General features: G+C 68.3%; 25 protein-coding genes and 1 tRNA gene. 9 read left to right on the plus strand and 17 right to left on the minus strand.

Going from position 1 to position 25,096, the window contains the following annotated elements:
* Window positions 1–305 precede the first annotated feature (305 nt).
* The 4 genes from RSP_RS02420 (at window position 306) to RSP_RS02435 (ending at window position 5,048) form a co-directional block, all read left to right on the plus strand.
* Window positions 306–668 (plus strand): helix-turn-helix domain-containing protein, encoded by a 363-nt coding sequence (locus RSP_RS02420; protein ID WP_002722818.1) that lies wholly within the window; start codon window positions 306–308, stop codon window positions 666–668.
* 88 nt (window positions 669–756) lie between these two features.
* Entirely contained in the window at window positions 757–1,557 is an 801-nt protein-coding gene (locus tag RSP_RS02425) for an inositol monophosphatase family protein (RefSeq protein ID WP_009563818.1), read from the plus strand.
* A gap of 318 nt (window positions 1,558–1,875) precedes the next feature.
* A complete protein-coding gene (locus RSP_RS02430; RefSeq protein ID WP_017140072.1) occupies window positions 1,876–2,385 on the plus strand; it encodes a cell wall hydrolase in 510 nt (169 codons plus the stop codon).
* Window positions 2,386–2,684: 299 nt separating this feature from the next.
* Complete coding sequence (locus RSP_RS02435; protein ID WP_011337057.1) at window positions 2,685–5,048, plus strand: mechanosensitive ion channel domain-containing protein; 2,364 nt, start codon at window positions 2,685–2,687, stop codon at window positions 5,046–5,048.
* 43 nt (window positions 5,049–5,091) lie between these two features.
* Here RSP_RS02435 and guaD read toward each other — a convergent pair whose 3' ends face one another.
* Entirely contained in the window at window positions 5,092–6,378 is a 1,287-nt protein-coding gene (guaD, locus tag RSP_RS02440) for a guanine deaminase (RefSeq protein ID WP_017140073.1), read from the minus strand.
* Between the two features lie 131 nt (window positions 6,379–6,509).
* On the opposite strand from guaD, the gene mgtE reads away from it, so the two are divergent.
* Together mgtE and RSP_RS02450 are read left to right on the plus strand one after the other, a co-directional pair.
* The gene (gene mgtE / locus RSP_RS02445; protein ID WP_002722827.1) at window positions 6,510–7,889 is read left to right on the plus strand and encodes a magnesium transporter; all 1,380 of its coding nucleotides are present in this window, start codon (window positions 6,510–6,512) and stop codon (window positions 7,887–7,889) included.
* Entirely contained in the window at window positions 7,886–8,440 is a 555-nt protein-coding gene (locus RSP_RS02450; protein WP_011337060.1) for a 5-formyltetrahydrofolate cyclo-ligase, read from the plus strand. The genes mgtE and RSP_RS02450 overlap by 4 nt, the downstream gene beginning before the upstream one ends.
* 1 nt (window position 8,441) lies before the next feature.
* Here the strand turns inward: RSP_RS02450 and RSP_RS02455 are convergent, their stop codons facing one another.
* The 13 genes from RSP_RS02455 to RSP_RS02515 all read right to left on the minus strand — a co-directional run bounded on the left by RSP_RS02455 (window position 8,442) and on the right by RSP_RS02515 (window position 20,592).
* A complete protein-coding gene (locus RSP_RS02455) occupies window positions 8,442–9,752 on the minus strand; it encodes a P-loop NTPase family protein (RefSeq protein WP_011337061.1) in 1,311 nt (436 codons plus the stop codon).
* A gap of 15 nt (window positions 9,753–9,767) precedes the next feature.
* Window positions 9,768–10,271, minus strand: coding sequence for a prepilin peptidase (locus RSP_RS02460; RefSeq protein WP_011337062.1), 504 nt, complete (start codon window positions 10,269–10,271; stop codon window positions 9,768–9,770).
* 2 nt (window positions 10,272–10,273) lie between these two features.
* Window positions 10,274–11,122: a tetratricopeptide repeat protein gene (locus tag RSP_RS02465; RefSeq protein ID WP_002722834.1), complete on the minus strand. Its 849-nt coding sequence runs from the start codon at window positions 11,120–11,122 to the stop codon at window positions 10,274–10,276.
* Window positions 11,123–11,159: 37 nt separating this feature from the next.
* Window positions 11,160–11,726, minus strand: a complete 567-nt coding sequence (locus RSP_RS02470; RefSeq protein WP_011337063.1) for a tetratricopeptide repeat protein — start codon at window positions 11,724–11,726, stop codon at window positions 11,160–11,162.
* A gap of 6 nt (window positions 11,727–11,732) precedes the next feature.
* Window positions 11,733–12,713: a type II secretion system F family protein gene (locus RSP_RS02475; RefSeq protein ID WP_011337064.1), complete on the minus strand. Its 981-nt coding sequence runs from the start codon at window positions 12,711–12,713 to the stop codon at window positions 11,733–11,735.
* A gap of 3 nt (window positions 12,714–12,716) precedes the next feature.
* Window positions 12,717–13,685 carry a type II secretion system F family protein gene (locus RSP_RS02480; RefSeq protein WP_009563827.1) on the minus strand — a complete coding sequence of 323 codons (969 nt, stop codon included), beginning with the start codon at window positions 13,683–13,685 and terminating at the stop codon, window positions 12,717–12,719.
* Window positions 13,686–13,692: 7 nt separating this feature from the next.
* Entirely contained in the window at window positions 13,693–15,150 is a 1,458-nt protein-coding gene (locus tag RSP_RS02485) for a CpaF family protein (protein ID WP_011337065.1), read from the minus strand.
* A 20-nt stretch (window positions 15,151–15,170) separates the two neighbouring features.
* The gene (locus RSP_RS02490) at window positions 15,171–16,442 is read right to left on the minus strand and encodes an AAA family ATPase (RefSeq protein WP_011337066.1); all 1,272 of its coding nucleotides are present in this window, start codon (window positions 16,440–16,442) and stop codon (window positions 15,171–15,173) included.
* Window positions 16,443–16,788: 346 nt separating this feature from the next.
* On the minus strand, window positions 16,789–17,430 hold the full coding sequence (locus RSP_RS02495) for an OmpA family protein (protein WP_002722846.1): 642 nt from the start codon (window positions 17,428–17,430) through the stop codon (window positions 16,789–16,791).
* A gap of 5 nt (window positions 17,431–17,435) precedes the next feature.
* On the minus strand, window positions 17,436–18,821 hold the full coding sequence (locus tag RSP_RS02500; protein ID WP_011337067.1) for a type II and III secretion system protein family protein: 1,386 nt from the start codon (window positions 18,819–18,821) through the stop codon (window positions 17,436–17,438).
* Between the two features lie 253 nt (window positions 18,822–19,074).
* Window positions 19,075–19,899, minus strand: coding sequence for a Flp pilus assembly protein CpaB (cpaB, locus tag RSP_RS02505; RefSeq protein WP_002722851.1), 825 nt, complete (start codon window positions 19,897–19,899; stop codon window positions 19,075–19,077).
* Window positions 19,900–19,968: 69 nt separating this feature from the next.
* Window positions 19,969–20,115 carry a hypothetical protein gene (locus RSP_RS02510; RefSeq protein ID WP_227590620.1) on the minus strand — a complete coding sequence of 49 codons (147 nt, stop codon included), beginning with the start codon at window positions 20,113–20,115 and terminating at the stop codon, window positions 19,969–19,971.
* Window positions 20,116–20,361: 246 nt separating this feature from the next.
* Window positions 20,362–20,592 (minus strand): Flp family type IVb pilin, encoded by a 231-nt coding sequence (locus tag RSP_RS02515; protein ID WP_002722853.1) that lies wholly within the window; start codon window positions 20,590–20,592, stop codon window positions 20,362–20,364.
* Between the two features lie 346 nt (window positions 20,593–20,938).
* On the opposite strand from RSP_RS02515, the gene RSP_RS02520 reads away from it, so the two are divergent.
* Window positions 20,939–21,829 carry a lytic transglycosylase domain-containing protein gene (locus tag RSP_RS02520; protein WP_011337069.1) on the plus strand — a complete coding sequence of 297 codons (891 nt, stop codon included), beginning with the start codon at window positions 20,939–20,941 and terminating at the stop codon, window positions 21,827–21,829.
* Window positions 21,830–21,887: 58 nt separating this feature from the next.
* Here the strand turns inward: RSP_RS02520 and RSP_RS02525 are convergent, their stop codons facing one another.
* The 3 genes from RSP_RS02525 to RSP_RS02535 are packed head-to-tail and all read right to left on the minus strand — an operon-like array spanning window position 21,888 to window position 23,514.
* Window positions 21,888–22,178, minus strand: coding sequence for a GNAT family N-acetyltransferase (locus RSP_RS02525; protein ID WP_011840431.1), 291 nt, complete (start codon window positions 22,176–22,178; stop codon window positions 21,888–21,890).
* Window positions 22,171–22,800 (minus strand): 3-oxoacid CoA-transferase subunit B, encoded by a 630-nt coding sequence (locus RSP_RS02530; RefSeq protein ID WP_002722856.1) that lies wholly within the window; start codon window positions 22,798–22,800, stop codon window positions 22,171–22,173. Before RSP_RS02530 ends, RSP_RS02525 begins: the two co-directional genes overlap by 8 nt.
* A 15-nt stretch (window positions 22,801–22,815) precedes the next feature.
* Window positions 22,816–23,514 (minus strand): CoA transferase subunit A, encoded by a 699-nt coding sequence (locus RSP_RS02535; protein WP_002722857.1) that lies wholly within the window; start codon window positions 23,512–23,514, stop codon window positions 22,816–22,818.
* Window positions 23,515–23,707: 193 nt separating this feature from the next.
* Between RSP_RS02535 and RSP_RS02540 the strand changes: the two genes are divergently transcribed.
* Window positions 23,708–23,791, plus strand: a tRNA-Leu gene (locus RSP_RS02540).
* Between the two features lie 271 nt (window positions 23,792–24,062).
* Entirely contained in the window at window positions 24,063–24,986 is a 924-nt protein-coding gene (locus RSP_RS02545; protein WP_011337071.1) for a LysR substrate-binding domain-containing protein, read from the plus strand.
* Window positions 24,987–25,096: the final 110 nt, after the last annotated feature.

The following is a 25,096-nucleotide window of genomic DNA, read 5'->3' on the forward strand; positions in this document are numbered from 1 at the left end:
CGGTTTCCGCCAGCCCCCTCCCGAATATTCGCGACTTGCAAAGTTTCGGCGGCGAATTCGCTGCAAATTGCATTGCAGAATGCAAAAGACCTCAGAGGCGAGTGACGTGTCTCCCGTGCTCCCGAGGGATGATCCACAGCGGCGGACGCCGAACGAACCCAGCTTGTATGAATGGACATATCCAAAAAGACAGGTTTGTTTCAAGACAAGTTTTTCTGGATGGAATTGGACGTCGAGCGGGGTTTTGGCACACAATATGCTTGTTATCCGGGCAGGGACAGCTGGAAGATTTACGGAGACATTTCATGAAACATCCCGTCGACGCCCACGTTGGCAAACGCATCCGCCACCGCCGGTGGATGGTGGGCATGACGCAGCAGCAACTGGCTGATTGCGTGGGCATCAAGTTCCAGCAGATCCAGAAATACGAGACCGGCATGAACCGCGTCAGCGCTTCCCGCCTGTGGGACATCGCCGAGGCTCTGGGCGTGTCGATCAGCTTCTTCTTCGAAGGTCTCGAAGGTGCCGGCGATCAGGCCCGCCAGGCCGAGGGCGACCGCATCACCGACAAGGAAGCCCTCGAACTGGTCCGCTCCTACTATGCGATCCCCGAGGCGCAGCGCCGCCGGCTGTTCGACCTCGCGCGTGTGCTTTCCGAAGCCGCCTAGCTCGATGACTGAGCGGGTGTGCCTCTCCGGCCGCCGCGCTTGACCCTGACCGCCCCGCAGGCTACGCGCGGGGCGCAGGAGGGCCGGGATGCAGATGCTCACCGATCGCGAGACCGCCGACATCATCGACACCGCGGCAGAGATGGCCGCGGCTGCCCGAGACGCCACGCTGCTTCATTTCCGCAGCAGGGGCCTCTCGGCGGATACCAAGGAAGCCGACAGGTTCGATCCCGTGACCGTGGCCGACCGGCTGTGCGAAGAGCGCATGCGCGCCATCCTCGCGCGGCGGCGTCCGCGGGACGGTATCCTCGGCGAGGAAATGGGCGTGCAGGCCGGCGACAGCGGCCTCACCTGGGTGCTCGATCCGATCGACGGGACGCGCTCCTACCTGTGCGGAACGCCGACCTGGGGCGTGCTGATCTCGGTCGCGGATGCCAGCGGGCCGATCTACGGCCTGATCGACCAGCCCTATATCGGCGAGCGGTTCGAGGGCGGCTTCGGCCTCGCCCGCGTGCGCGGCCCGAGGGGCGAAGACCGGCTGGCCACGCGCGCGGCGCGGGCCCTGTCCGAGGCGATCCTCATGTCGACCTTCCCCGAAGTAGGCACCGCCGAGGAAGAAGCCGCCTTCCGTCGCCTCTCGCGGCAGGTCAGGCTGACGCGCTACGGCACCGACTGCTACGCCTATGCCCTGCTGGCCGCGGGACAGATCGACCTCGTCGTGGAAGCGGGCCTGCAGCCCTATGACGTGCAGGCGCCCATGGCGGTGATCGAGGCCGCGGGCGGCCTCATGACCGACTGGGAGGGGCGCCGGAACCCGCAGGGCGGGCGTGTGATCGCCGCGTCCTGCCCCGAGGTTCATGCCGCAGCGCTCGAGATCCTGCGGGGGTGACGCCAGCCGCTCCGCTGGAGCGGGCGCAGGTCTCGCAGACAGGCTCGGTCTCTGGCTGCACGGTCAGGTCTCGCGAAGATCGCGGGCGCAAAGCTCCATCGCTTCCCCTTCGACATCCGCGACCGACGGCGACCCCTTTCGCCCACGTCACGGCCGCTTGCAGCGCCGCAGGCGGTAAAGCAGCATCCGACCAGATCCCTCCGCGGGGTCTGGACCTCGGACCCGGAGTCCTTCATCCTCGCCCCGTTCCACCATAAGCCGAGACCGAGCAGATCGCCTCTCGGCCAGAAGGGCGCAGAGCCCCGCGAGGAGGCAGGTTTGGCGACGAGACTTCTCCGGATATCGATCCGTCTGGTCCTCTGCACGGCCCCGGCGCTCCTGCTGCTGGGATGCGGCCTCTTCCATCGTCCGAGCGATCTGGAATGCATGGAGCGGGCCATGTATTTCGAATCGCACCGCTCGAGCCGGGACGGAATGGTGGCGGTGGGCACGGTGGTGATGAACCGCGTGAACTCCGGCCAGTTTCCGAACACCGTCTGCGGCGTTGTGGGCCAGCGCAACCAGTTCGCGCCGGGCGTGATGTCGAAGCGGATGGACTCGCGCTCGCTGCCCCGGGTGCGCGAGGCCGCGCGGGCCGTTCTGCGGGGCGAGCGGCATCCGTTCGTGGGCAATGCAATGTTCTTTCACACGGCGGGGCACCGCTTTCCCTATGACAACATGCATTACACGCTCGTGACCGGCGGCAATGCCTTCTACGAGAAGCGCCGGAGCGAGCTCGTGACCCAGCCGGTGCCGCCGCCGCCGGTCGACGGGCTGACCGGCTGGTAGGGGAAAGGGCCTCACTGCCGGGCCGCCATTCGCGAAGCGTGAATGACAGGCCGCGGAGCCGAGCCCTCCCGCATCGCCTCCGGGATTCAAGCGTCTGCCGATCAGCGGGACGCGGAGGCGCCGCGGGGGAGTGGGGCCGCCGCTGGATCAGGAAGCCGCGCACGAGACCGGCCGCAGGAGGACAATCCGGGGCCCGATGCACCGCCTTCGCCGGCAAAATCCCGCGAAAACCCCGTCTGGAAGAGGAAAAAGGTCGGGAAGGGGTTGGAAGTCCGGGCAAAGGCACTCTTTCATGCGGCATGACCCGACTGTTCCGAACGCTTGCCGCCCCGCTGCTTCTCGCGCTGACGCTTTTCCTCGGCTCGACGATCGCCTTTCTCCCCGCCTATGCGCAGACCGCGCTCTTGCCCGGCTCCGGGGCAGAAGAGCCCGCCGCGCCCACTTCGGCCGCCACGCTGCTCGACCTCTTGCGCAACGATCAGGCGCGGGCGGAGCTCATCGCCGAACTGGAACGTGTCGCCGCCGCGGGTGAGCCTGCGACGCCCGCAGTGAGTGCGCCCTCCGACGAGATCCTCTCCTTCGGCAGGTCGGCGGCCCTCTTCACCCAGGAGGCGGCGGAGTCGGTTGCGACCAGTGTCCGGGGCCTCTGGGATGCGCTCAAGGCCTCGCCCGAGCTGTTCGCGGGGCTCTCGCGGCTCGATCTGGGCGTGCTCGGCGATGCGCTGATCGAGCTTCTGCTGCTGATCGTGGCCACGGCGGCGATCTTCAACCTGCTGCGCCGGGCGGTCATTCCCACCTACCGCCGCATGGGGCAGCGGGCGCGCTCCGCCGGGGTCGTGAAGCGCATCCTGCTCTATGTCGGGGCGCTCGCCCTCGACGTGCTGATCGTGGTGGGCGCCTGGGCCATCGGCTATGTGCTGGCCATCGCGGTGATCGGCAGCGCCGGACAGATCGGCCTGCGCCAGACGCTCTATCTCAACGCCTTCCTCGCGGTCGAACTCCTGCGCACCGCCATGCGGTTCGTCCTGTCGCCCTCGACGGGCGATCTGCGGATCGTCGCGCTGCGTGACCGTCCGGCGCGCTATCTCTCGGCCGCGATGAGCTTCAGCATCGCGCTTCTGGGCTACGGGCAGCTCCTGATCGTGCCGATCGTCGAGGAAAGCACCTCGCGCGCCGCAGGCCGCGGCGTCTCGGCGCTGATCTCGGTGATCGGCGTGCTCTTCGTGGCCTTCCTCGTGGTCCGCAACCGCAAGGCCGTGGCCGAATGGCTCCTGCGCGAGACCCAGCCGGTCTCGGCCCGCCATGTCGCGGCCGAGCCCCCCGCGCCGCCGGTGGTGACGACACAGGAGATCGATCCCGACCTCGCCGCCGACATCGCGGCGGGCAGGGCCGATGCGCCGCCCCCGCCCGAGGCGGAGCCGGTGAAGGTCACCCCGGAGCCGCATCCCCGCGTGCGGCGCTCGCCCGCCCTCGTGGCGCTGGCGCAGTCCTGGCACTGGTTCGCGCTGGCCTATCTGGCCGTGATCCTCGTCCTGTCTCTGGTGAGCCCGGGCGGCGACGCGATGGGGCCGACCTTCGCCTCGCTGCGGATCGCGGCCGTCTTCGTGGTGGGCTTCTTCCTGTCGGGCGCGCTCGCCCGCGCCATCACGCGCGGCGTCCGCCTGCCGGCCACGGCGAACGAGCGGCTGCCGCTGCTCGAGCGGCGCTTGAACCGCTTCGTGCCGCAGGCGCTTCTGGTGCTGCGGCTCCTGATCGTGGCGGCGGTGCTCTTCTTCACGCTCCACACCATCGGCCTCATCGATGTGGGCACCTGGCTCGAGAGCCAGCTCGGACGGCGGCTGATCGGCACGCTGATCGCGGTCTCGGCCATCCTCGCCGTGGCCTTCGCGATCTGGATCGCGCTCTCCTCCTGGATCGACTACCGGCTGAACCCGGCCTTCGGCCATGTCGCGACCTCGCGCGAGCAGACGCTGCTGTCGCTTCTGCGCAATGCGGCGACCATCGCGCTCGTGGTCATCACGCTGATGTTCTGCCTGTCCGAGATCGGGCTCAACATCGGCCCGCTTCTGGCTTCCGCCGGGGTGCTGGGCCTCGCCATCGGTTTCGGCGCCCAGAAGCTGGTGCAGGACATCATCACCGGGATCTTCATCCAGTTCGAGAATGCCATCAACGTGGGCGACGTGGTGACGGTGGCCGGCACCTCGGGCGTGGTCGAGCGGCTGACCGTCCGTTCGGTCAGCCTGCGCGACCTGAACGGGGTCTTCCACATCATCCCCTTCTCGTCCGTGGACATGGTCTCGAACTTCATGCGGGACTTCTCGTTCTTCGTCTGCGACATGGGCGTGGCCTACCGCGAGGACGTGACCGAGGTCCGCGCCGCCATGTTCGATGCGTTCGAGGAGCTGCGCCGCCGGCCCGAACATGCGGCCGTGATCCTTGCCGACCTCGAATGGCTGGGGCTCGATTCCTTCGGCGACAGCGCGGTCATCCTGCGCGCCCGGATCAAGACCCTGCCGGGCAAGCAATGGGGCGTCGGCCGCGCCTACAACGAGATCCTGAAGCGCATCTTCGACGAGCGCGACATCGAGATCCCGTTCCCGCATCAGACGATCTATTTCGGCCAGCCGAAGCAGGGCCAGATCCCGCCGCAGCCGGAGAGCTGAAGGGGGGAGAGCAGGGGCCGCGCCTCTCGGCGCGGCCCGCCGGTCAGCCGCGGGGCGCGGGCGCGCCGTTCACCCAGACCGCCCGGATCGCGCGGTCGTCGCCCATCATGATGGTGGGAAACAGCGCCTGCCAGATCGTCTCGGCCCGACCCGTGGCCTGAGCGATGGCCGGGGTCGAGGCGAGGTCCACCACCACGAGATCGGCCTCCATGCCGGGCGCGAGATTGCCGATCCGGTCCTCGGCCCGAAGCGCCCGCGCCGAGCCTGCCGTGGCGAGCCACCAGAGCTGCGCCGGATGCAGCGCCTGCCCGCGCAGCTGGCCGATCTCGTAGGCCGCGGCCATGGTGCGCAGCATCGAGAAGGACGAGCCGCCGCCGGTATCGGTGGCCAGACCCACCCGGATCCCCTCGGCCACGAGGCCCATGTCGAAGAGCCCCGAGCCGATGAAGGTGTTCGAGGTCGGGCAATGGACGAGGCTCGCGCCCGCCTCGGCCAGCCGCGCCCGCTCGCGCGGGGCGAGGTGGATCGCATGGCCGAAGACGGCCCCCTCGCGCAACAGCCCCTGTGCCTCGTAGGTGTCGAGATAGTCGCGCGCCTGCGGATGCAGCGCCTTCACCCATTCGATCTCGTCGAGCTGCTCGGAGAGGTGGGTCTGCATCAGGCAATCGGGATGCTCGCGCCAGAGCGCCCCCAGCGCCGCGAGCTGCTCGGGCGTCGAGGTGGGCGAGAAGCGGGGCGTGATGACATAGGAGAGCCGGCCCTGCCCATGCCATCTCTCGAGCAGCCGCTTGCTGTCGGCATAGGCGCTCTCGGCCGTGTCGCGCAGCCCCTCGGGCGCGTTGCGATCCATGCAGGTCTTGCCCGCATAGGCCCGCAAGCCCCGCGCCGCCGCCGCCTCGAAGAAGGCGTCCACGCTCTCGGGATGGATGGTGGCATAGCTGCAGACGGTGGTCGTGCCATGGGCGAGGGTCAGGTCGAGGTAGCGGCCCGAGATCTCGGCGGCATAAGCGGGATCGCCGAAGCGCATCTCCTCGGGGAAGGTGTAGGTCTCGAGCCAGTCGATCAGCCGCTTGCCCCAGCTCGCGATGATGGCGGTCTGCGGATAGTGCACATGGGCATCGATGAAGCCCGCCGAGATCAGCGCCTGCCCGTAATCGGTCACCCGCGCGCGGGGATGGGCCGCGCGCAGCGCCTCGGCCGAACCCACGGCGGCGATGCGCCCGTCCTCCACCAGAACGGCGCCGTGGCTCTCGTGGCGCGCCGCGGCCTCGCCCTCAAGGAACGGATCGGCCGTGAAGGACAGCACCTGTCCGAGGAGCAGGTCGGTCATGGCAGGGTCTCCCATCTGCTGAAGCGCTCCAACCTAGCCCCTTTTCGAGGCAGGGTAAATTTCCTGCCGCCCCTGTTTCTGCGCCGCATCCTTCGGTATGGTCCCTGCGACAGTTGAGCGGGGGCGCCATATTGCAGGTCGAGACGGGCGATACGCGCGAGGAAGAGCGGTCGGGCGTGCCCGACCGGGTGGTGGATTCGGTCCTCGAAGCGGTCGAGGAGCGGGATGAGGCGCGCCTGTCCGACCTGCTCGAGCCGTTGCATGCCGCCGATATTGCCGACGTCCTCGAGCAGATCGGCTCGGCCGAGCGGCGCGAGCTGCTCACGCTCTGGTCGGGCGGGATCGACGGCGAGATCCTCTCCGAGATCAGCGACTCGATCCGCGAGGAGGTGATCGAGCACCTGCCGCCCGAGGTCATCGCCGAGGCGGTGCGCGAGCTCGATACCGACGATGTGGTCGACATCCTCGAGGATCTGGAGGAGCCGCAGCAGGAGGCGATCCTCGGCGCCCTCGACCGGGCCGACCGGGTGGCGGTCGAGCAGGCCATGGCCTATCCGGAATATTCCGCGGGCCGCCTCATGCAACGCGAGGTGGTGGTCGCGCCGGTCCACTGGACGGTGGGCGAGACCATCGACTTCCTGCGCGAGACCGAAGAGCTGCCGGACCAGTTCTACCACGTCATCCTCGTCGATCCGCGGATGAAGCCCGCGGGCTATGTCACGCTGGGCCGGCTGCTTTCGTCGCGCCGCGACGTGAAGCTCACCGCCATCGAGGAGGAGAGCTTCCGCACCATCCGCGCGACAATGGCCGAATCCGAGGTGGCCTATATCTTCAACCAGTACCACCTGATCTCCTGCCCGGTGGTGGACGAGAACGACCGGCTGGTGGGGATCGTGACCATCGACGACGCGATGAACGTGCTCGACGAGGAGCACGAGGAGGATATCCTCCGCCTCGCAGGCGTCGGCGACGAAAGCAGCCTGTCCGACGGCCCCTTCGCCACCGCCCGCCAGAGGCTGCCGTGGCTCGCCGCGAACCTCTTCACCGCCTCGCTCTCGGCGCTGGTGATCTCGGCGTTCGAATCGACCATCGCCCAGCTCGTGACGCTGGCGGCGCTCATGCCGATCGTGGCCTCGACGGGCGGGATCGCGGGCACCCAGTCGCTCGCGGTGGCGGTGCGCGCGCTGGCCACCCGCGACCTCACCTCGGCCAACGCCCCCCGCGTGGTGCGGCGCGAGCTGTTCGCGGGGCTCCTGAACGGGATCGGGCTGGCGCTCATCCTCGGGCTCGCGGGCTTCGTGATCTTCGGCGATCCGGTGCTGGGCGCGGTTCTCGGCATGGCGATGATCTGCAATCAGGTGGTGGCGGCCCTGGGCGGGGTCCTGGTGCCGCTCGGCCTCAACCGGCTGGGCCTCGACCCGGCGCTCGCCTCGGGCACCTTCGTGACCACGCTCACCGACGTGATGGGCTTCTTCGCCTTCCTCGGCCTCGCCAGTCTGGTGCTGATATGACGGTCGCCGCGCTGAAGGCCGAGGCACGCCGCGCCGCCGGCGCCGCCCGGGCGCTTGCGCACAAGGCGGGGCAGGGGCAGGCGGCCGAGCTTCTGGCCGACTGGCTCGTGCCCCATCGCGGGCGGGTTCTGTCGGGATACATGCCGATCCGGTCCGAGATCGACCCGCTCCCGGCGATGGCGGCCCACGACGGGCCGGTCTGCGTGCCGGTCATCGTGGCCCCCGGCGAGCCGCTGCGCTTTCGCGAATGGAGCCCGGGCTGCGCCATGGTCGACGGCCCGTTCGGCGCGCGGGTGCCCGAAGACGGCGCCTGGCTCGACCCCGAGGTGCTGATCGTGCCGCTTATGGCCTTCGACAGGCGCGGCTTCCGTCTGGGCTACGGCGGCGGCTTCTACGACCGGACGCTCGAGCGGCTGCGCGCGCGTCACCCGGTCACGGCTGTGGGCTTCGCCTTTACCGCGCAGGAACTGCCCGAGGTGCCGATCGATGCCACCGATCAGCCGCTCGACGCGATCCTGACCGAGATCGGCCCCATCCCCCTCCGGCGCTGACCTATTTCGCGATCACCTCGTCGCGCACGAACATGTTCGACCAGGCCCGGTCGATCAGGGCCGGGGTCATCTGATAGGGCAGGCCCTCGAAGTCGCAGACCGAAATCATCTGGTCGATCAGATAGACCGGCATGTAATTGGCATAGCGGTTGTCGATGGTGGGGAACTTCGCCTTCATCAGATGCACCAGCGCCGTCTCGTCGAGCGGCATCTTCCGCTTCTTCGCCACCATCGCGAAGATCTTCAGGAAATTCTCCTGGCTCGGCCCGTCCACCTTGATCTTGAAGAAGATCCGCCGGAGAGCCGCGCCGTCGAAGATCTCGTTCGGGTGGAAGTTGGTCGAGAAGATCACCAGCGTGTCGAAGGGCACGGTGAATTTCTCGCCCGACTGCAGCGCGAGGATGTCGCGATTTTCCTCGAGCGGCACGATCCAGCGGTTCACCAGCTTCTGCGGCGGCTCCGCCTGACGGCCGAGGTCGTCGACGATGAAGATCCCGCCGGTGGCCTTCAGTTGCAGCGGCGCCTGATAGGTGCGCGCGACCGGATTGTAGGTGAGATCCAGCATGTCGAGCGTGAGCTCGCCCCCGGTAATCACTGTCGGGCGCTCGCACCAGACATAGCGGTTGTCGAACCGGTTCGAGGTGCGGCGCAGGCTGGTCGGATCGTCCACGGCCGATTCCGCCGACCGGTGCACGATCGGGTCGTAGACCGTGATGACCTGACCGGAATATTCCAACGCGCGCGGCACATAGATCCGGTCGCCCAGCGCATCGCGGATCCCGTTCGAGATCGAGGATTTCCCGTTGCCCGGCGGCCCGTACATCAGGATCGAGCGGCCCGAGGTGACGGCCGGCCCCAGATGGTCCAGAAGCTCGTCGGGCAGGATCAGATGCCCCATCGCCGCCGTCAGCTGCGCCCGCGTGAGCTTGATGTGGCGCACCGACTGCCGCTCGACCTGCAGGCGGTAGCGGTCGAGCGGGACGGGCATCGCGCCGTAATATTCCGACTGGCTCAGCGCATCGAGCGCGCGCGCCTTGCCCTGATCGGTCAGCTGATAGCCCATCTCGTTGCCCGAGGTGGCGTGCAGCGTGCCCGTCGCCTCGACCAGCCGCTGGCTGCGGGCAAGGTCCACCAGCTCCTGCGCGAGAGGGGCGGGCAGGCAGATCACCGGCGCGATCTGCGAGACCAGTTCGAGGTTCATCCGGAACATGGTCTTGAGCAGGATGTCCCGCAGCATGACGAGCGACAGGCCCGTGTCGGGCAGCGTGCGCGGCGCGGGAGGTGCGATGACGTCTGAGCTCTGCACGGTCATGGACTCACCCTTGGGTCAGCGGCCGAAGAGTGCCGCGAGAAGGTAAAGGATCAGCATCCCGGCCAGCGCCAGCCCCATAGGAAAGTCGCGGCGGCGCCAGCTCTCCCAGTCGGCGGTGGCCCGGCGGAAGGGCCCGAGAAGCCCAAGGCCCCGGTGACTGGCGAAGGCGCCGAGGAGGGAGGCCGCGAAGAGCGCGAGGGCCAGCCTCAGGTCCTCCAGCGCCACGAAGAGGGCCATGGCGGCGGCGAACTTGGCGTCGCCTGCGCCGATCAACCGGCCCATGTTCATCAGGAACCCCACCGCCAGCACGACCAGAAGATGCAGCCAGCGCCAGAGCCAGTCGTCGAGCGGCAGGACAAACGGGCCCGCGACGAGGAAGACCGCCGCCAGCGCCAGCACCGCCTTGTTCGGGATCTTCATGAATTTCATGTCGCTCCAGGCCACCCAGAGCGCGATGGGCAGCACGAGGGGCAGGAAGACCGCGGCCGCCGGGGCAGGAGTGGCGATCAGGTCCGCCACGCTCAGCCCGCGTCGAGCGCCTCGAGACTGCGCACGGCGGCCTCGAAATATTGCGGATGCGTGTCGATGGCCGACTGAAGCAGGCCCTTGCCCACCGTCACGTCGCCTTTCTTGATCGCAGCGAGCGCTAGCGTGTAGATCAGCTGCGCCCGCTCGGTCTGCGTCATCTGGATCACCGGCAGGTCGTATTTGCGCTGCGCGCCCCGGGCCAGAACGAGGTTGTTCTTGGCCGTGAAGGAGGTCGGGTCGTAGGTCAGCGCCTCGTAGAAGAGCCGCTCCGCCGCCGCCGCATCGCCGCGCGAGAGCTTCGAGAAGCCCCAGTTGTTCAGGACGCCCGCGGGCTGGGTCGTCATGCCGGTCGCCGTCTCGTAGAAACTGTCGGCCTTCGTCCACTGCTTTTTGCTGTCGGCCACCATCGCCTCGAGCCGGTAACGCTCGAAGGTCTCGTAGGTCGGCGGGATGCGGGACAACTCCGCCTCGGCGCGGCTCCAGTCGTTCGAGCGGATCAGCGTGTCGGCAAAGGCCACACGGTCCGCGTTGGTGCCCTCGTGGCTGTTGACCACCTGGCTCCAGACCGTTGCCGCCTCGGCGGGGCGCTGGGCGCGCACGAGCGACTTGGCAAGGCTGCGCTTGAGGTCGATCCGGTCGGGCGCCTTCTCGACGGCGCCGCGGAAATAGGCCACCGCCTCGTCGGGGGCGCCCACCGTCAGCATGATCTCGTTCAGGTTGCTTTCGTCGGCGGCGCTGAGGCTCTTCAGCGCGCGGTCGACTTCGGCATCGCGGCCGCCGCCGCAGCCGCTCAGGAGGGCCGTGCCGACAAGGCACAGCGCGGTCAGGACGGGGTGGCGCATGGTTCTGCGTCCTCTTGCTGCTCGATCCCGGTCGTGTTCAGAGCTGCGACAGCAGCACATACTGGCCCTGCCCGCGCCGGACGAGGGAGAAGGCGTGTCGTTCCTCCGGCTCGACATACAGCGACGCCTCGCTCTTCGCGATGGCGCGGCGCAGATTTTCCCGGATGGAGTCGGTGGCGCCACTGTCGAGCGCGAAGGCCTGCTGGAAGACGAGCCGCGCCTCGGGGGCACGGCCGCGCTCCATCAGGACGACGCCCAGATTGTTGACAGCCGGCACGAAGGTGGGGTCGAGCTCGATGGCGCGGCGCAGCAGCTGTTCGGCCTGGTTCAGCCGCCCGAGCCGCAGGTTGGCGGAACCGAGCGCCGAGAGCACGTCGGCCGTCATGCCCTGCTCGGACGCGGCGCGGAGATAGGCCCGCAGCGCGAGCTCGCTCTCTCCCGCGGCCAAGAGCCTGTGCCCCACCAGCAGCCCGTCGATCCCGTTCCGGCCGGGATCGACCCCGAAGGGCGCGTTGCGTTCCGAGGCCTGCCGCGACAGCGCATCCGGTCCGCCGCAGGCGGCAAGCGTCGCGCAGAGGAGGAGGAAGACAAGGCCCCGGGTCACGTCGTCTCACTGTCCGCCCAGCTGAGTGGCGATGCCATAGACCGAGGGGCCGATCAGGATCAGCATCAACGGCGGCACGGTCAGAAGCATTGTGCCGAGCGTCAGCTTCGTGGGCAAGGTGTTTGCCTTCTCCTCTGCCCGCATCACACGTTTGTCGCGCATTTCGGAGGAGTAGACGCGGAGCGCCTCGGCGATCGAGGTGCCGAACGTGGCCGACTGGATGAGGGTCGTCACGAAGGAGGAAACGTCGGGAATGCCCACGCGCTCGGACATGTCCTTCAGCACGGCCACGCGCTCCTTCCCGGCCTTGACCTCGTGGGCCACGATCTCGAACTCTTCGGCAAGCGCCGGATAGCCCGCCGCGGATTCTCGGGCCACGCGCAGGATCGACTGATCGAGCGACTGGCCCGCCTCGACGCAGACCAGCATCATGTCGAGCGCATCGGGAAAGCCCGACACGATCTGGTCGTACCGCTCCTGCGCGCGGCGCTTGATCCAGTAGACTGGGAGGTAGTAGCCGATGGCCCCGGGCAGGATCGTGTAGAGCACCATCTGCTGCATGGTGAGCGGTGCCGCGGCCGAGGCGACCATCGCATAGAGGAGACCGGCTGCCAGAAACCCCACCCCCAGCGCGAACTGGGCCGCGTGGAACGCGCGCACGGCGCCCTTCGAGCGGTAGCCGGCGCGCATCATCTTGAGACGCGAGGCCGACATCTCTTCGGCAGTCTTGGGCTCCAGGAGATTGGCGAACCGGTCGAGCTTCTCGCTGCCCGACGCGCGGCGCAGCGCCTGTCCCTTCTGAACCGGCGCCGCCACCGCCGCCGTGCGCTGGGCGCGGATCCGGTCGAACGGCTCCACCCGCTTTTTCAGCATCACGGGCAGGGTGAGCGCGATGAGCAGGATCCCGAGCGACCCCACGGCGATGAGGGGGCCGAGCGGACCCAGCCGGTCGGTCAGGTAGGTCTCGAGCAGGGAGAGGAGTTCCATGGGTCAGACCTTGATGTTGACCATGATCTTCATGAAGATGACGTTCGCGATCAGGAACGCCCCCACGACGAGTGCCGCCGGAATGAAGAGCGGTGTCTCCTTCACCCCGTCGTAATAGTCGGGCTTCAGGATCGAGATCGCGACCAGCGCCACGATGGGGAAGGCCGACAGGAAGGTGCCGGACCATTTCGCCTCGGCCGTGATCGCCTTGACCCTGCGGAAAAGCTTGAAGCGCGAGCGGATCACCTTGGCCAGCCCTTCGAGGATCTCGGCGAGGTTGCCGCCCGACTGCTGCTGGATGGTCACGGCTACGGCGAGGAAGCGGAGGTCCTGGCTCTCCATCCGCTCGGCGAAGGCGCGGATGCATTCGGCCACGTCGCGCCCGTAGGCCGCCTCGTCCGCAATCACGCCGAACTCGGTGCCGAGCGGGTCGGGCACCTCCTTGGCGACGATCTGGATGGCCGAGGAGAAGGGATGGCCCACCCGGAGCGAGCGCACCATCAGCTCGACCGCGTCGGGCAGCTGCTCCTCGATCAGCGCCATGCGTTTCTTGGCCTTGCCGTTGACCCAGACATAGACCGCGCCCACTCCCATCACGACCGCGACCGCCCCGCGCACGAGGGGTGCCGCGCTGGTGCCGATGGTGAGGCCGAGGTAGGCCACGGCCGACAGGAGCACCATGATCCCGACCAGAGCCTTGGGCGAGAAGGCGATGTTGGCCTTCTGCGCCTTCGAGGCGAGGATCGCATAGAGCGGGATCCCCCGCGCGTTCATGTGCTGGCTCATCTCCTTGCGGAGCTGTTCCAGCACCTGCTCGCGGTTCTGGTTCTTCTCGAGCAGCGCGAGGCGGCGGCTGACGCGCGAGTTGAGGCTGATCGTCTTGCCGAAGACGGTCAGATAGATCCCCTCGACCAGCAGCAGCACCGCGACGAAGATCAGGATATAGATGATGGGTGCCGCGCTCAGCTGCATGGGGCCCTCAGGGAATGGGGTCGTAGATGGTGGCGGGCAGGATGTAGCCCCACTGGCGGAAGCGGTCGGAATAGTGCGAGCGCACGCCCGTCGCGTTGAACCGGCCGATGATCTTGCCCGACGGCTCGACCCCCAGCCGCTCGTAGCGGAAGATCTCCTGCATCGAGATGACGTCGCCCTCCATCCCGGTGATCTCGGTGATCGAGACCATCCGGCGCGAGCCGTCCTGCAGGCGGCTGGCCTGCACGATCAGGTTGACGGCCGAGGCGATCTGCGCGCGCACCGCCTTGATCGGCATCTCGATCCCGGCCATCGCCACCATGTTCTCGAGCCGGCTGATCCCGTCGCGCGCGGAGTTGGCGTGGATCGTGGTCATGGAGCCGTCGTGGCCGGTGTTCATCGCCTGCAGCATGTCGATGACCTCCTCGCCGCGGGTCTCGCCCACGATGATCCGGTCGGGCCGCATCCGGAGCGCGTTCCTCAGACAGTCGCGCTGCGTCACCGCGCCCTTGCCCTCGACGTTCGGGGGCCGGCTCTCCATCCGGCCGACATGGGCCTGCTGCAGCTGAAGCTCGGCCGTGTCCTCGATGGTCAGGATCCGCTCGGAATTGTCGATGAAGGACGACAGCGCGTTCAGCGTCGTGGTCTTGCCCGAGCCGGTGCCGCCCGAGACGATGATGTTGAGCCGCGTGGCCACGGCGGCCTGAAGGTAGGCCGCCATCTCCTCGGTGAAGGCGCCGAAGCGCACGAGGTCGGCGATGCCGAGCTTGTCCTTCTTGAACTTCCGGATCGAGACGAGCGAGCCGTCGACCGCGATGGGCGGCACCATGGCGTTGAAGCGCGACCCGTCGGCCAGACGCGCGTCGACGTAAGGGGTCGATTCGTCCACCCGCCGGCCCACCGCCGAGACGATCTTGTCGATGATCCGCAGCAGGTGGCGCTCGTCCTTGAAGGTCGTGTCGGTCAGCTCGAGCTTGCCGCTGCGTTCGACGAAGATCCGGTAGGGGCCATTCACGAGGATGTCGTTGATCGTCTCGTCCTTCAGGAGCGGTTCGAGCGGGCCGAGGCCCATCACCTCGTCGTAAAGCTCCTGGTTGAGGATCGCGCGTTCGTCCTTGTTCAGGACGACGCTCATCTCCTCGAGCGCCTCGCCGCAGATGGCCGCGATCTCGCTCCGCAGGCTCGATTCCGAGGCGGTTTCGAGGGCGGCGAGGTTGAGGTCGTCGAGCAGCCGGCGGTGCAGCTCGACCTTGAGCTCCATCAGCCGTTCCTTGCGCTTCTTCTCCTTGTCGCTGGCAATCGCCTCGGCGCCCGTGCGCGGCGCCGCAGGCCCCGGGCGGGGCGGGGCCGCGGGCTTGGCCGGCGCAGGCGCGACGGGGGCCGTGACCGAGGGCGTCGCCGCCCCCACCGCCGCCGAGGGCGCGGGCTTGGGCCCGTCGGGCGACTTGCGATAACGCGAGAACATTCAGGGCACCTTCCGCAACATCAGGTCTTGGCCGCTTCCACCGCGCGGCTGTGGTCGTAGAGCGACTTGGCGAGCTTCTGCAGTTCGCGCCGCAGCGGGTTCTTGGCAGCGGATTCCGACAGAGGCAGGCCGTGGTCGTTGGCCTGCGTGACGGCCACGCCGCCATCGGGCAGCTGAAGCTCGAACTCGATATCGAGGCTTTCGGCCATGCGCTTGACCCGGCCTCTGGCCGAGAGATCGGTGAAGCGCGGTGCCCGGTTCAGGACGAAGCGCAGCTTGTCGTGCGGCAGGCTTTCCGCCTTCAGCGCCCGCACGAGCCTGAGCACGTTCTGCGCCGAGCGGAGGTCGAGCTCCATCATCGCGAAATAGGCCTGCGACCGGGTGAGCACCGCCTCGGTCCAGGAGACGACGGTCGTCGGCATGTCCAGCACCACGAAGTCGAAGTTGGCCTGCGCCATGTCGAGCAGCCGGCCGATGTCCTCGGCCGTCATTATGTCGAGCGGGAGCATGTCGGGCGGCGCGGTGAAGACATGCAGCCGGTCGTTGAAGGTGAGCATGGCCTGCAGGAACCCGTCGCTGTCGGCCGCTTCGGTGTCCGACAGGATGTCGAACACGGACTCGCGCCGCGGCAGGTCGAGGTAGGTCGAGACCGCGCCGAACTGGAGATCGAGATCGATCAGGCAGACGCGGGGCCCCTCGGTCCTGGCCACGGTGGCCAGTTCCCAGGCAAGGTTGCAGGCGAAGGTCGAGGCGCCGACCCCGCCGGCCATCCCGTGCACGGGCAGCACGATGGCATCGCGGTCGCCCCGGGCCTTGAAGGCCGGCGCATGGGGCAGGCCGGGCGAGGCGGGCGGCGTATGGTCGGCCTCGGCGGGCGGCGGAGGCGCCTTGCGGATGCGGTCGATCGCTTCGTGCAGCGCGCCCTCGGGAAGGGGATAGGGCACGAAATCGTCGGCCCCGAGCCGCAGAAGCTGATGCAGCGCGATCGGGCTCACCTGGTTGGCGATGAGGATGACCTTGATCGCCTTTTCCTTGGCGGTGCGAATGATGTCCGTGAGCCGCGCCAGATCGCCTTCGTCCTCGCCATCGACCGCAAGCGCCACGAATTCCAGCGTGCGCGCCTCGGGCTGGCGGAGGAACAGCCCCGCATCCTCGAAGCAGAGATCGCCCCAGCTCTCGCCGAGTTCGCTCTCCATGTCGTTGATGAGGATCTCGAAGTTCTGGACGTCCCTCGAGATCGTGCAGGCCACGATCGGTGCGGGTTCCGGTTGAAGCGTGGCCAAGCTGCTCATCCCAACAAGTCCTTCCCCCTGGCGGGGCCGCAAGGGGCCTCGGTCGAACGCCGACCTCGGACCCGAAGGGGCCCTGAACGCCCAAAGCTGCGGCAACCGCCGACCAGCCGCGTCCGGCCAGCCCGACTGTTTCCGTTGCGCACAAGGTGCTGCGCAATGGTGGCAGGATTTGGGCTAAAAATACGTTATTGTTTGATTTGCCGGCGCGGCTGCAGCGCCGCCGCCCGCGGTCCTGCGAAGCCCCGGCCGGGCGCGTGAGATGCCATGGCCTCTCCGGCAGGTCCGCCGAGGCCCCAAGACACACCGCCCCTTCCGGCGCAAGCCCCGGAAGTCGCAGGAGAAAGCATCAGCCTTCCGGCGCCACCTGCGTCGCGATCACCCGGTTCCTCGGATGCTCCCGGGTGGCGCCCGCGACATATTCGCGGAAGACCACGGCGGCATATTTGCCGTTCATCTGGCCCCCGCGTCCCGTGACGAAGCCCGACACTTCGGTGACGGTGCGGCGGTTGCGCTCCTCGGGCGCCGCGACGGGAATCACCGGCCTTGTTTCCCCGTAGGAAACAAGCGCCTCGAGACGGGCCGGGCTGATGCCCTGCGAGGCCAGATAGGCCACCACCGCCTTCGCCCGGCGCAGCCCCAGCCGCTTGTTGTAGGCCTCGGAGCCGACGAGGTCGGTGTGGCCATAGACCCGGAAGCGCACCTCGGGGAATTGCCGGATCCAGTCCGCCTGCCGGCGCAGCGTGGCCTGCGCCTCCGGCGTCAGGGCGGCGCTGTCGAAGGGGAAGGTGATCGTCGGATCGACCTCGGAAGCGAACCGCTGCCCCAGGGCCTGCGTCGCGCTCACCGCCCCCATCTGCAAGAGCGAGTTGTTCATCGTGGCATTGCCGAAGGTGCCGTCGTTGATCTCGGTCGAGACCGGCCGGTCGCCGCAGGCCGCGAGCGCGAGAGCCAGCGGCAGGGCGAGGAGGGGGGCACAACGCATCCGCATCGGGGTCACTCCATCACATAGCCGTAGGAGCCGCTGAAATCCTGCCGGGCGACTTCGGCCGCTGCCCCCCGGCCGGTGACGCGGCCGAACAGGAAGAGATCCTTTTCGGACGGCAGTTTCACCCGGTCGGTGGGCAGCGCCAGCGCCTCGCCCCGGGTGGGGGTCACGAGATGCGGCGTGACGATGATGACGAGCTCGCTCTGCGAGCGCTGGTATTCGGCGCTGCGGAAGAGGGCGCCGAGGATCGGGATGTCGCCCAGCCACGGCACCTGGCCGTTGAGGTTGCGGAAGTCGTCCTGCAGGAGGCCCGCGATGGCGAAGCTTTCGCCGTCGCGCATCTCGACGGTCGTCGAGGTCTCGCGCCGCTTGAAGGCGTTGATGGTGAAGCCCGAACTTTCCAGCGTCACGGTATTGTCGATCGAGGAGACGGCGGCATTGATCATCAGGTTGATCTGGTTGCCGTCCACCACGACCGGGGTGAAGTTCAGCTCGACGCCGAAGGGCTTGTATTCGATCGAGATCTTCTCGTCGCCGCTGGCCACCGGGATCGGATATTCGCCGCCGGCGAGAAACTTCGCCTCCTGCCCCGAGAGGGCGGTGAGGTTCGGCTCGGCCAGCGTCCGCACGACCCCCTTCGATTCGAGTGCCTCGAGCAGCACCTGAAACTCGAGCGCGCCGACCGAGAAGCCGAGGCTCAGGGCGCCATTGCCTGAGGTGGCGATCGAAGCTCCCGACGGCGGAATGCCGTTCTGCAGCAGCGTCCCCGTGCCGCCGATCACCGAGCCCGATCCATTGCGGGCGTAGATCGACGAGCCGAGGCTCTTGGCGACCGAGCGCTGCATCTCGGCGAAGCGGACCTTCAGCATGACCTGCTGCGTGCCGCCGACGCTCATCAGGTTGGACACGCGGTCGGGCGCGTAGCGGCTGGCGAGATCGAGCGCGCGATCAAGCTTGGCCGTACTGGTGACGGTGCCGGACAGAACGATCCCGTCGTTGGCGGTGCGGACTTCGATATTCTCGCCGGGCAGGATCTGGCGCAGCCGCTCCTTGAACTCGGCCACGTCGGGCGTGACATGCACGTCCACGTTCGAGATCAGCCGCCCGTCGGCCCCGAGAAGCGTGAGCGTGGTGCGGCCGGGCGCCTTGCCGAGGACATAGATCGAGGTCTCGGACAGGGTGGAGATGTCGGCGATGCCGGGATTGGCGATGGAGAGCTCGGCGAAGGGCCGGTCACTTTCCACCACGACCGCGCGGTTCATCGGCACATTGAGCGCCCCCGAGGCCGAGCCCTCCATGACGCGCAGGGTCTGCGCCGCCGCGGGCGTGAGCGCCATGCCCGCCGCGAGCGCGAGGACCGCCAGCCCGGCCCGGAATATGTCCTTCGTGCTCATCTGCCCTGCCTCTCATGTCCGCCTCGGTGCAGGTCTTGATCGCCCGCTCTGGGGCGAGGATGCCGTATCCCCGAAAACGACGCAATGTTCAGGGGGTTGCAGGCCGGAGTGTATGTTGACAACCGGCAACACCGAAGGCGCGGGTTCCCGGCGCGCAAAGCCGCTGCCCGGCGCACGGGAGCGGCTTGCCGTGGGATGCACCCGGCTGCGATACCTGCGGCAGAGACCTGCCCGCGGCTGCGCGGGGCGACCGTCAGTTGGTGCAGGGAATGCTCTCCATGACCTCGGCCCCGCGCCGGGTGCGCACGATGCAGGCCGGCTTTTCCTCGACTTCCACGACCTTGTCGGGCTCGCCGATCAGGTTTCGGGTGTCGACGGGGGTCGCCGTCGCCTCGGTCGTGTCGTCGCGTCCGACGAGCGACAGCGAGAGCCGACCGGTCGCCTGCGCCTGCGCGAGCCGCGCCACCTGCTGCGGAGACACTTCCACGGTGACGGTGCGCGCGATGATGGCCGAGGTGGCCAGATCGGCATTGGCGGTCTGGTCGACCGCGACGATGGGAATGGTCTTCTCGATCAGCCGCGTGGTCTCGCCGCTGCTGGCGGAGCCCGTCCAGTAGACATCGACCCGGTCGCCGGGCTGCAGGAAGCCGGAGACGCCCGAGGCCACGTCGACCTTGATCGCGAAGGCGCGCATTCCGCTCGCCAGCCGGATGCCTGCCTCGATGCCGGGCGCGGTCACCTTGACGCCCAGCACCGGCTCGAACTTCTCCATCTGGCGCAGGACGTAGCGTGGCTTCGCCGGGTCGGGGAAGAGATCGCTTTCCTTCTGGAAGATCGTCTCGGGCAGGGCGTTCGCGGGCCACATGATGGTGCGGACATCCGCGCGGGTGAGGGGGGCGCCGTAATTGAGCGGCTTGTTCGTCACGAAAACCTCGACCATGGGGCCGAGCTTCTTGCGTGCGGCACGCTCCTTCTCGAGCGCGATCTGCGTCTGGCTGATATAGCCCTGCGCCATGTAGACGGCGAAGCCCGCAAGGGCGATGCCGATCAGGAGGACGAAGGCGAAGACGAGACGCATGAGCTTGTTCCGGGGTCAAGGCTATTTGAGGCGGGAACCTGCGAGAGCAACGGGCACGCGAAAACGATCTTATGGGGCGGAAAGACTGGTCACGATTTCGACCAGCCGGGCGGCAAGAGCCTGAGCGACCCCGGATGAGGAGGTGTAGGCCGGGATGGTCACCAGGAGGCACAAGCCAATGATGGCGGCCGTCAGCACGATCCAGTCGACCGTCACCGCGCCGTCTTCCGCTCTGACAAACGCGTTCCACAGATCAAGTGGCCGTCGGACCATGTGCAAAGCCCTCCATGCTCTCATGACCCATCGGGCCAGTGTAAATGCGCGGCGCCTGTAGAGCTGCCGCGCACTCGCTGACTTGTCCACTGACATGCGCATCCGCGCCGTCTGCCCAGCGCACCCAAGGACGCGCCACGTCAGGTTATGGATGAGGGGCGGTTTCCGGCGTCGAAGGGATAAAGACGATTACGGATTGGTCGGATCAGTTTCCGTGTCAGCGCCATTACCCGCGGCTTGCGTCATCGTGGCGTCGAGGTCTTCAACGAGGGTGTTTGCCGCGTTGGTCAGGCCGCCCGACACCGCGCCCACGACGAGAATGCCGAGGCCCACGATGGCGGCGGTGAGCACGACCCAGTCGACGGTGACGGCGCCGTCTTCGTCGTTCCGGAAGGTCTTGAAGATGTTCAGCAGTTTCATGGCAGCAGCCCTTGCTTGAATGAACCCTATCGCCGGAGGGGCGGGGTGGTCTTTCCGGGTGGTCCGGTCCGAGCTCCGCTTCGGCATGGACCGACTAAGCCCTTCGAATGTGGCGGCACTTTGGTGCCGGATGGGTTTTTTGGCGAAGGAAAGGAGGGGGGAGGACGTCCTTCCGTATCGGCTTCCGCTCGAAAGAAGGGGGGCGGCGTCCGGCGCGCAGCTCCGGGACTGTGGGAAATGGGTCCTAGTTCCGGCAAATCTCCCGCGGCCCGGCCGCGAACCGTCGCTCCGCAGGCGGGCACCGCCTAGGCTCGCCGGAAAACAAGGGCAAGCGGGCAGCTTTCCGATGCGGACCTGGACAGGCGTGTTGATCCTCGCCCTGGCATGCGCGCCGGGGATCGCCGTGGCCGAGCCCGGCCCCGGCAAGGACTTCACCTTCCGCCGGGTGAAGCCTCCGGGCAGCGGCGCGGGCAAGCGCATCACCGTCCAGATCGATCCGGCCGAACAGGCGCGCTGGCTCGCGGCGCTGCCGAAGGTCGAGCCGAGGAAGCCCGACGCCCCGGACCCTGCCGTTCCGGCCCCCGCGGTGCCTGCCCTGCCCGGAGCGCTCTGGCCCGAGCCGGGGCCTGCGCCGCAGGGCGCCTCCTACGGATGGTTCTGGGAGAGGGTGCCGGTGGCGCTCGCCGCCGTGCAGGGGCGCTTTCCGCTGGCGCTTGCGAGCCTCTCGCAGGGGCCGAACGGGGCCGCGGTGCGCGCGCCGCGGATGCAGCATCTGCAGCAGATCGCCGAACGCCATGGGCTCGAGATCCTGAAGGCGACGCTCGGCACCCGCGTCTCGCCTGCGCTGGTTCTCGCCGTCATCGGTATCGAGAGCGGAGGTCGGGTCGATGCGGTGAGCACGGCCGGCGCGCGGGGGCTGATGCAGCTCATTCCCGCCACCGCGCAGCGATTCGGCGTGACGGACGTGCTCGACCCGGCCCAGAACATCCGCGGCGGCGTGGCCTATCTCGACTGGCTGATGGGCGAGTTCGGAGGCGATCCGCTGATGGTGCTCGCCGCCTACAACGCGGGCGAGGGGGCGGTGAAGGCCAACGGCGGCGTGCCGCCCTATGCCGAGACCCGCGATTATGTGCCGAAGGTGCTCGCCGCCTGGCAGGTCGCGCAGGGGCTCTGCCTCACGCCGCCCGAGCTGGTCTCGGATCCGTGCGTCTTCCGCATCCTCTCGGCCGGGCTCTGAGGATCGGAGCGGAAGCGCAGGCCCCGTGCCGGTCGCGAAGGCCGCCGGCGAAAGCGCTTCATACGGCGAAGACGTCCGCCCATTCCGGGTGGCGCTGGCGCTGCGCATTCACGAAGGGGCAGAGCGGCACGATCGTGAAGCCCTCGGCGCGGGCATCGGCGACGAGACGCTCGACCAGCGCCCGCCCGGCGCCGGTTCCGCGGAAGCTGTCGGGAACGCCGGTGTGGTCGGCGATGATCCGTGTGGGCGAGAGGACGGACCAGGTGAGTTCCGCCTCCTCGCCGCCGCGGCGGATCACATAGCGGCCCCTGGCGGGGCCGCTCTCGCGCTCGATGACGAACTCAGTCAACGATCGTGGCCTCGGTCGCGGCCCGCAGCTCGGCCTCGGTCACGCCCTCGGCGCATTCCACGATCCGGAGACCGCCCGGAACGACATCGAGCACGCCGAGGTTGGTCACGATGCGGTTGACGACGCCCTGACCGGTCAGCGGCAGGGTGCAGTGCTTCAGCACCTTCGATTCGCCGTGCTTCGAGGTGTGGTCCATCACCACCACCACGCGCTGCACGCCCGCCACGAGGTCCATCGCCCCGCCCATCCCCTTCACGAGCTTGCCCGGGATCATCCAGTTCGCCAGATCGCCGTTCTCGGCCACCTCCATCGCGCCGAGGATCGCCATGGCGATCTTGCCGCCGCGGATCATGGCGAAGCTCTGGGCACTGTCGAAATAGGCGGTCTTGGGCAGTTCGGTGATCGTCTGCTTGCCCGCGTTGATGAGGTCCGCATCCTCCTCGCCCTCGAAGGGGAAGGGACCCATGCCGAGCATGCCGTTCTCGGATTGCAGCGTCACCTCGATCCCCTCGGGGATGTAGTTGGCCACCAGCGTCGGGATGCCGATCCCGAGGTTGACATACCAGCCGTCCTGAAGCTCCTGCGCGGCGCGTGCCGCCATCTGGTTGCGATCCCAGGCCATGTCTGTCTCTCCCCCTCAGGCGCGCTTGCGGACGGTGCGCTGTTCGATGCGTTTCTCGTGCGTGCCCTGGATCAGGCGATGCACATAGATCCCCGGCAGGTGGATCGAGTCCGGCTCGAGGCTGCCCAGCGGCACGATCTCCTCGACCTCGGCCACGCAGACCTTGCCGCAGGTGGCGGCCGGCGGGTTGAAGTTGCGCGCGGTCTTGCGGAAGACGAGGTTGCCCGAAGGGTCCGCCTTCCAGGCCTTGACGATCGAGAGATCCGCCACGATCCCGCGCTCGAGGATGTAGGTCTCGCCGTCGAACTCCTTGTGCTCCTTGCCCTCGGCGATCACGGTGCCCACGCCCGTCCTGGTGTAGAAGCCCGGGATGCCCGCGCCGCCCGCCCGCATCCGCTCGGCCAGCGTCCCCTGCGGATTGAATTCGAGCTCCAGCTCGCCCGAGAGATACTGCCGCATGAATTCGGCATTCTCGCCCACATAGGAAGAGATCATCTTCCGGACCTGGCGCGACTCGAGGAGGACGCCCAGACCGAAGCCGTCGACGCCTGCGTTGTTCGAGGCGACGGTGAGGTCCCTGGTGCCCGCCTCGCGGATTGCCCGGATCAGCAGTTCGGGGATGCCGCAGAGACCGAAGCCACCGGCCGCGATCAGCATCCCGTCGAACAGCAGCCCGTCCAGCGCGGCGGCCGCGCTGTCATAGACCTTCTTCATGGAGACCTCCCGAAATTCCTCGGGGGAATTTGTGGCCGAGCCTCCGCAGCCTGTCAATCGCCGCGCCGCGGCGTCAGGCCGCGGATCGGGCTCTTCCGGCGCCGTCCGGTCCCCCGCGACGGATCGGCCGGCGGGCGGGGCGCCCCACTTTTCCCTTGCCGGTTCCGGGTGCGCGTCCTATCCGGCACTCGGGGCGGGCATGGCGGAAGTGGTAGACGCAAGGGTCTTAAACACCCTGTCCTCTGGAGTGCCGGTTCGATCCCGGCTGCCCGCACCAGCGCCCGAGCCGCCGTAGCGGCCCCGGTGCGGATCCGGAAGAGTGGTGGAGGGCAGGGGCGTCCCCGAGTCCGGAAAAGAATGCGGTCGGGCGCTGCTGCCCGCTCGCGATCCCGCGATGAAGCGAGAGGCTGCGCCCCTGCGTCGGCGCCGGGCCGAGGTCCGGATGCACGAACGGGCTGGGCCTCACCTTGCGCAACAGGGCTGGCACGGAGGGGAAAGCGTCGTTTGCGCGGTGGCGGTTCTCGGCGATAGTCCTCGTGTGAGGATCGATGGATAGACAAGTCCCCCATAGGCTGACTGTGCCGCTGAACGCCCTGCGCGCCTTCGAGGCCGTAGCGCGCCATCTCTCGATCAAGGAGGCGGCGCTGGAACTTGGCGTCACGCCGTCGGCCGTCAGCCACCAGCTTCGCGGGCTCGAGGAGGCGCTCGGCCTGACCCTGCTGCGGCGGGTCGGTCCGGCGCTGGAACTGACCGAGGCCGGAGCGAGACTGGCGCCGGATCTGAGCGAGGGCTTCTCCCGGATCAGCGCAGCGGTCGGCGGGCTCCGGCAGGATCGGAGCGCGGGCCCCCTGCGCCTGTCGATGTTGCCGACCTTCGCCGCCCACTGGTTCTCGCCCCGGCTGACGCGCTATCCGTTCGAGCGGAACGGGTTCGATCTGCTGATCTCCACGACGCAGGAGGCGGTGGACCTTTCGGCCGGGGTGGCCGATGCAGCGGTGCGGCACGGGCAGGGCCGCTGGGAGGGCTTGCAGGCGGATCTGCTGTTCGACGAAACCGTGAGCCTGTTCGGCGCGCCGCCCCTGGGCAGGCATGATCCGGACGACATGCGGGCGCAGATCGCGCGCCGGACCCTGTTCCTCTCGCAGCATCGGAAAGAGAATTACGCGCGATGGAATGCGACCCTGCCGGGCGGGCCGATCCGGCCCGCGGCGGTGATGATGGTCGATTCCGCGGGGCTCGCCCTGCGCGCGGCCATGGACGGGGCAGGGGTGGCACTGGCCGGCGTCGAAATCGCCGCCTTCGATGTGAGGGCCGGGCGGCTGGCGCAGCTCTTTGCGCACCGGGCGCCGACGGGCGGAGGCTACTTCCTCGTCTATCCCGACGCGCTGGCCCGGGACCGCCGCGTGCGCAACCTGAGCCGCTGGATGGTCGAGGCCTCGGCCGGGGAAAGGGCCCTCGCGCAGAGCGGGTGAAGCCGCTGCGGTCGATATCCGGGATCTTCAGGCAGCGGATCGTGCGGCAGGGGGCTGGCGCAGGACCCTCGGGCATCTCGCGGCGCCGGGTCAGGTCCGTGGGCCTCTGC

Source organism: Cereibacter sphaeroides 2.4.1 (assembly GCF_000012905.2).
In the GTDB taxonomy this organism is placed as follows: domain Bacteria; phylum Pseudomonadota; class Alphaproteobacteria; order Rhodobacterales; family Rhodobacteraceae; genus Cereibacter_A; species Cereibacter_A sphaeroides.